General features: G+C 52.7%; 6 protein-coding genes. 1 reads left to right on the top strand and 5 read right to left on the bottom strand.

The genetic code is table 11. The features are described from left to right. Positions 1-68: 68 nt before the first annotated feature. Together B5D20_RS13190 and B5D20_RS13185 are read right to left on the bottom strand one after the other, a co-directional pair. On the bottom strand, positions 69-1,016 hold the full coding sequence (locus B5D20_RS13190; RefSeq protein WP_078666667.1) for an L-lactate dehydrogenase: 948 nt from the start codon (positions 1,014-1,016) through the stop codon (positions 69-71). A gap of 78 nt (positions 1,017-1,094) precedes the next feature. Beyond that, positions 1,095-2,702, bottom strand: a complete 1,608-nt coding sequence (locus B5D20_RS13185; protein WP_078666666.1) for a methyl-accepting chemotaxis protein — start codon at positions 2,700-2,702, stop codon at positions 1,095-1,097. Between the two features lie 148 nt (positions 2,703-2,850). On the opposite strand from B5D20_RS13185, the gene B5D20_RS13180 reads away from it, so the two are divergent. Next, positions 2,851-4,023, top strand: coding sequence for an MFS transporter (locus B5D20_RS13180; protein WP_078666665.1), 1,173 nt, complete (start codon positions 2,851-2,853; stop codon positions 4,021-4,023). Between the two features lie 63 nt (positions 4,024-4,086). On the opposite strand, the gene B5D20_RS13175 is transcribed toward B5D20_RS13180, so the two are convergent. The 3 genes from B5D20_RS13175 to B5D20_RS13165 form a co-directional block, all read right to left on the bottom strand. Further along, entirely contained in the window at positions 4,087-4,419 is a 333-nt protein-coding gene (locus B5D20_RS13175; protein ID WP_078666664.1) for a rubredoxin-like domain-containing protein, read from the bottom strand. A gap of 23 nt (positions 4,420-4,442) precedes the next feature. Next, entirely contained in the window at positions 4,443-4,970 is a 528-nt protein-coding gene (rbr, locus tag B5D20_RS13170; RefSeq protein WP_078666663.1) for a rubrerythrin, read from the bottom strand. A 73-nt stretch (positions 4,971-5,043) separates the two neighbouring features. After that, complete coding sequence (locus B5D20_RS13165; protein ID WP_078666662.1) at positions 5,044-5,442, bottom strand: hypothetical protein; 399 nt, start codon at positions 5,440-5,442, stop codon at positions 5,044-5,046. Positions 5,443-5,642: the final 200 nt, after the last annotated feature.

Raw genomic sequence — 5,642 nt, 5'->3', positions numbered from 1 at the left:
TTTAATGTAGCAAAACAGTTAAATACAATCAATTATAGTCTAGTTTTCTGAAGCTGCTGCTTACCTCCTTACTTCCGGTCTGTCGCGGGCAGATAACTGGCAATAACGGCCGCAGAATGCTGTAGTTTCTCCTTTTCCTCCGCAGTCAGATTGAGCTCCAGCACCTTGATTCTTCCCTGCCGGCCAATCACACAGGGAACGCTGAGACAAACATCCCGCAAGCCATATTCCCCCTGCATGAGGCTGGATACCGTCAGAATAGAGTGTTCATCCCGCAGGATGGCCTCACAGATACGCCGGACCGCCAGCCCAACTGCATAATAGGTTGCTCCTTTGGCCTGGATAATCTGATAAGCAGCATCCCGAACCTGGCGGAACATTTCTTCCCGCTTTTCCTGACCACAGCCCTGGCCACAGGCCAGACAGTAATCATCCAGCCGGATACCGCCAATATGTACTGAGCTCCAGGCAGCCAGCTCACTATCCCCGTGTTCACCCAGAATATAACCATGGACATTGCGGACATCTACTCCGCAATGCTGGCCCAGCACGTGCCGAAAACGGGCACTATCCAGTACCGTACCCGAACCCAGCACCCGTTCAGGACTGAGGCCAGAAAGCTTCCATGCCTGGTATGTGAGAACATCTACCGGGTTGGTTACCATTAAAACCAGCGCCTCCGGTGCCTGCTCCAGAATGGGCAGCAAAGCCTTTTCCACAATCCTGGTGTTTTTATCTACCAGATCCAGCCGGGTTTCCCCGGGTTGCTGGGCTGCCCCGGCAGTGAAAATGATAATATCCGCCTCCCGGCAATCAGCCAGGTACCCGGCCCTCAGTCTGGTAGGAGGAACAAAGGAAGCCCCATGGGCCAAGTCCATAATTTCCCCTTCTGCTTTCTGCCGGTTTATATCATACAAAACCAGTTCAGAGGCAATGCCACTGATTAGCAAAGCATACGCGGTGGTGGCTCCTACATTGCCTGCTCCGACAATTACTATCTTGTTGGTTTTTTCCATCAACCTCCACCTCCATCTTTAATATTTTACCACAAAAAACCCTGGCCTCTCAAAAAAATTGAAGGGAGCCGCAGCTCCCTATTTCAAACGCATCATTTCCTTGAAAGCAGTGCAGTTCATGCAGTTATGGCGCTTGGCATCCTTATCTCCCTGTTTGACACCTCCACACCAGGTGCCACTAATCAACCAGCAGCGCAGCTCTTCGTTTTGGTAGGCTGGACACATTTCCTTGCGCTCAGTGGGACAGTTTTTGATTTCCCAGCAGGGGCGTTCAATGGGATAAAGCTGAAACTCTCCCAGACATTCCCGTAATTTCTCGGAAATAGTCTGTAAGTCGGTAGCCATTTTCGCTACTTCCCCGGTCGTACGATTCATTTCCTGGGCGGTTGCAGCCATTTCTTCACTGGCTGCTGCCTGGGCCTCTACTGCCATGGCCACTTCGGCCAGGGCGTTGAGAACCTGAGCGGAATTGGCAGCCATTTCTTCAGTAGAGGCCGTATTTTCCTCGGTTATAGCTGCCACATTGCTGACGGCTTTCACCACTGACTCATTGGCTTCTGCCATAGCCGCCAGAGATTGGACCATTTCCTGCATCACAATCCCGGTCTGTTCCAGGTTGGCCAGAATATCCGCTAAAGCCTGCCCGGCTCCAGCCGCAAGTTCTACTCCGCTGGTTACCTCTTTCTGGCTGCGTCCCATGGCATGAACGGCTTCTTCGATACCGGACTGGATATTGTTGATCAGCTGGGCGATTTCCTTTGTCGCCCGGCCTGACCGTTCTGCCAGTTTTCGTACCTCATCGGCGACTACCGCAAAGCCTTTACCATGCTCACCGGCTCTGGCTGCTTCTATCGCTGCATTTAGAGCCAGCAAGTTGGTCTGCTCCGCGATTTCATCAATTACCTGAATAATATTGCCGATCTGGGTGGAATGTTCCCCTAATCTGGCCACCACCACCCCTACTTTTTCTACCTCAGTCTGGATGCGCTGCATACCAGCAATAGTTTCTTCCACTGCCTGTCGCCCGCTTTGGCCGGAATTCAGGGTGGTCTGGGCAGCCAGCTGTAACTGCTGCAAAGCCATTTCCAGCTGGGCCAGCCGACCTGCCATCATCTCCGTCAGACGGGCTGTTTCACTGACATGGCTGGCCTGTTCCTCCGCTCCTCTGGCGATCTGGTCGATGGCTTCCGCCAGCTGCCGGGCCAAATCAGTTACTTCCTGCAACTTGGCTGATTGCTCATTGGTACCAGCTGCTACCTCATTAACCGCTGTTGCCAGCTGGCTGGTGGCTGCCGCTGCCGTCTGCGCTGCCTGGGCCAGCAATTTGGACCGATCTCCTATTTCATAACTGTTCTCCTTCAGGGAATGGATAATACCCTGCAAGTGGGCCCCAATCCCATTGAGGTCTCTGGCTAAATCCGCAATCTCGTCCTTTCCGTCTATGTCCGCCTGTACCGTCATATCGCCCACCCGTACCCGTGCTGCTACTTTCTGCACTCTTTCCAGCCGAGGCAGGATACGGCCCAGCAAAAGCCAGCCTGCCAGAAAGGCCCCGATAATCATCAGCAATCCGAAAACAAGCACAAAAGCAGGAGTTGCCAGACCGGTAAAGGCCGCTACCGCTTGTACCACTCCCATTAACCAGAAGGCAATGACACTATACCAAATCTGCCGCTTAATAGTCATTCCGCTCCCCCCGTTTAAAAATTCTAATGTTCACAATTCGACATTTTCCGAGCAATTCCTGTCGAAAGAAAAGAAAAAATAAGGTTGTTTTTCTATTAATACAGGTCTATAATGGATACTATCGAGTTTTTCTGGCAGGTGAATATCTATGCAGCGACGTACTTTCCAGTTGGCCGTTCTAGCTTTTAACCACTTCTGGATCGATTTTTATATGAATTTTGTACCCCCTCTCCTTTATCTACTGGGAAAGGAGAGAGGATTAACTCTAGGCCAGCAGAGTACCCTGATGCTGGTCCTTTCCATGTTTTCCGCCACCCTGCAACCTTTGCTGGGCCTGTGGGCAGACAGCCGGGGCAAAGGCTGGCACCTGGCCGTAACAGGTGCTATTATTTCCCTGGCCATGACAGCAGTGGCCTGGGTGCCTGGATTACCCTTTATGCTGCTGGCCGTTTCTCTGGCCGGTATGGCCAACGCCCTCTACCACCCTCTGGGTTCGGTAGTAACCACCCAGGTAGCAGCATACAATAAAGGCTCTGTCCTATCTGCCTACATAACAGCTGGCAGTCTGGGCTACGCCCTTACCCCTGTTATCGCTGTACCCATAGCCTTGCATTATGGTCTGGTCAGTACGGCCTGGCTAGCCATCCCGGGAGTGATTACCTCCCTGTTGCTGGCAATTTCCTCTGTTGCCAGTGTGCGCATTAACCCGCAGTCTACCACCAGTGCGGCTTCGCTTCTGCGCCAGCAGTGGCGGCAGCTGCCTTTAATGCCTTTAATTTTGTTAAACCTGATTGTCAGTTTGCGCTCCTGGATTCAGATGGCTTTTAACAGTTTTGCCGTTCAGCTGATGGTAGAAAAAGGCTATCGGGGCGAAATCGCCGGTCTCGCTCTCACCTGGTTTCTCTTTGCCGGTACCATCGGCACCTTGATGGCCGGCCGCTGGGCTGACCGCTGGGGGGCCCGGCGGGTGTTCTGGTTCAGCATGAGTGCGGCCGTGGTTTTCCTGGGCCTTACTTTAGTCAGCAACGGCTGGCTATTATGGCTGAATCTGGGCCTGCTGGGTGCTGCCCTTTCCGCCTCTTTCCCTCTGACTATCGTTATGGCCCAGGAGCTGTTACCAGACTTTGCCGGTATGGCTTCCGGCATGATGCAGGGCCTGGGCTTTGGCCTGGGCAGTCTCGGCCTTTTTTTGACCGGGCACCAGGCCGAAAGCTCTGGTCTTATCCCGGCTCTAACCTGGCTACTGGCACCTGCCCTGCTTGCCTTGCTGTTGCTGTTCCAGTTTAATCGCTATTCCTTACAAACGAAAGCCAGGCAATAATTCTTCCAGTCTTTGAGCCTAATAGTTCCCGAAAAAAAATGGCCGCTCGCTGCGGCCAATCTTTTAACCCCATTTGCCTTTACTGATATGCCCCACTATTTCCGCTTTAATAGCCTGTCTCAGTTCCCAGGCACAGGTTTTGGCTCTGGTGAAAATGCCCACACAGGGGGGATCAAGGTTAAGTTCAATCCCTTCCTCGGCCAGAGCCAGAACATGGTCCAGAAGACCTGCCAGTTCCATATGTATGTCATTGGTCCGCCGGGCCTTTAAAATCAGATCCACCGTCTCCTGGGGAACCTGACTGAATTTCTCTTTCGGGGCACCGCACTTGGGGCAATTATCGGGAGCCTGTTCTCCATCATAGATATATCCGCAAACACCGCATTTCCACATCATCTCTCTTGCCTCCTCTCGAAAACTTAGCATTCCCTGGGCATAGGTTTGTAATAGCTGCGCTCATGGCCACAGAGCGGGCAAACTGCTGGCGGTTCGTTGCCTTCCCAGATATAACCGCATTCCCGGCACTGCCAGTGGATGGTTTCCGGTTTTTTCAGCAGAGTGCCTTCTTCCAGCTGTTTCAATAACTGCTGGAAGCGTTCGGCATGAAATTTTTCCACTTTCTGCACTTCCGCAAAGAAACGGGCCGCTTCCTCTTCTCCTTCTTCCCGGGCCACCCGTTCAAATTCCGGATACATATCCTGCCATTCATAGGTTTCCCCTTCGATGGCCGCTTTCAGATTCATTTTGCTGTCACCCAGTTTTTTCAGCAGTTTAATAATAACCTCGGCATGCTCTTTTTCGTTCTTGGCAGTCTCCTCAAAAATTTCGGCAATCTCCAGCCAGCCTTCCTTGCGGGCAATGCTGGCAAAAAAGGTGTACTTGTTGCGCGCCTGGCTTTCCCCGGCAAAAGCAGCTAAAAGGTTGGCAACAGTTTTTTTCTCGCTCATGCTCACCACTCCTTTGCTTTATTTAATGGCTTGTGCCATTACTTTTATCAAGGATGTGCAAAAAACCCTGGCCTTATGCCAGGGGAGGTAATGCCTGCAAATCATCTTCTACAAAAAACATCTGTCCGTCTTCCTCCAGAACCACCAGATAAATGCCTTTATCAATAGTCTGCGGGCAGCGGCGAATGGCACAACCATCAAAAGGAGTACCAAGCTCCGGCACTTTCAGCCCCTGGGCCCCCTGCCGCACCTCTTTTAATACCGGTACCAGGGCAGGATACTGACTCAGGGGGTAGGTTTCCACCTTGTCCAATGCTTCTCCTGGTTCAAAAAACTTGACTGTTTTTATCTCCAGCCAAGTCGGCCCCCAGACCAGGCTTTCGCCTCCTTTCCGAATACTTGATTTGCCCCCGCGGGGCAGGGCGACAGGGGACCTCGGCCCGGGAGTTCCACCCGGACGGGAGTACTGCACCGGTTTATGCTGACCTCCCGGTGGGAGTATAACTCCGCCTCCCGCGTCCTGTTAGGACGCCTACCGGTTTCTCCGACACCGGCTAAACGGGGTCACCGTACGGACAGGGCCAATAACTTCAGGTCAGGCCAGACGGAGTTATACGCCTCCTGCTCACTCTGGGCAAGCCCGTTATGCACAGGAAGCCTCTCCTCCAGCCG

Origin of the sequence: Carboxydocella sporoproducens DSM 16521 (assembly GCF_900167165.1) — a bacterium.
GTDB lineage: Bacteria > Bacillota.
Note: the sequence above shows the minus strand (reverse complement) of the source record. Positions and strands in the feature narration are given on the sequence as shown.

What these genes read in the sequence shown, in the direction of transcription:
- B5D20_RS13190 (WP_078666667.1), bottom strand. Translation starts at nt 1,016, where the DNA reads ATGGAAAAAACCAACAAGATAGTAATTGTCGGAGCAGGCAATGTAGGA.
- B5D20_RS13185 (WP_078666666.1), bottom strand. Translation starts at nt 2,702, where the DNA reads ATGACTATTAAGCGGCAGATTTGGTATAGTGTCATTGCCTTCTGGTTA.
- B5D20_RS13180 (WP_078666665.1), top strand. Translation starts at nt 2,851, where the DNA reads ATGCAGCGACGTACTTTCCAGTTGGCCGTTCTAGCTTTTAACCACTTC.
- B5D20_RS13175 (WP_078666664.1), bottom strand. Translation starts at nt 4,419, where the DNA reads ATGATGTGGAAATGCGGTGTTTGCGGATATATCTATGATGGAGAACAG.
- rbr (WP_078666663.1), bottom strand. Translation starts at nt 4,970, where the DNA reads ATGAGCGAGAAAAAAACTGTTGCCAACCTTTTAGCTGCTTTTGCCGGG.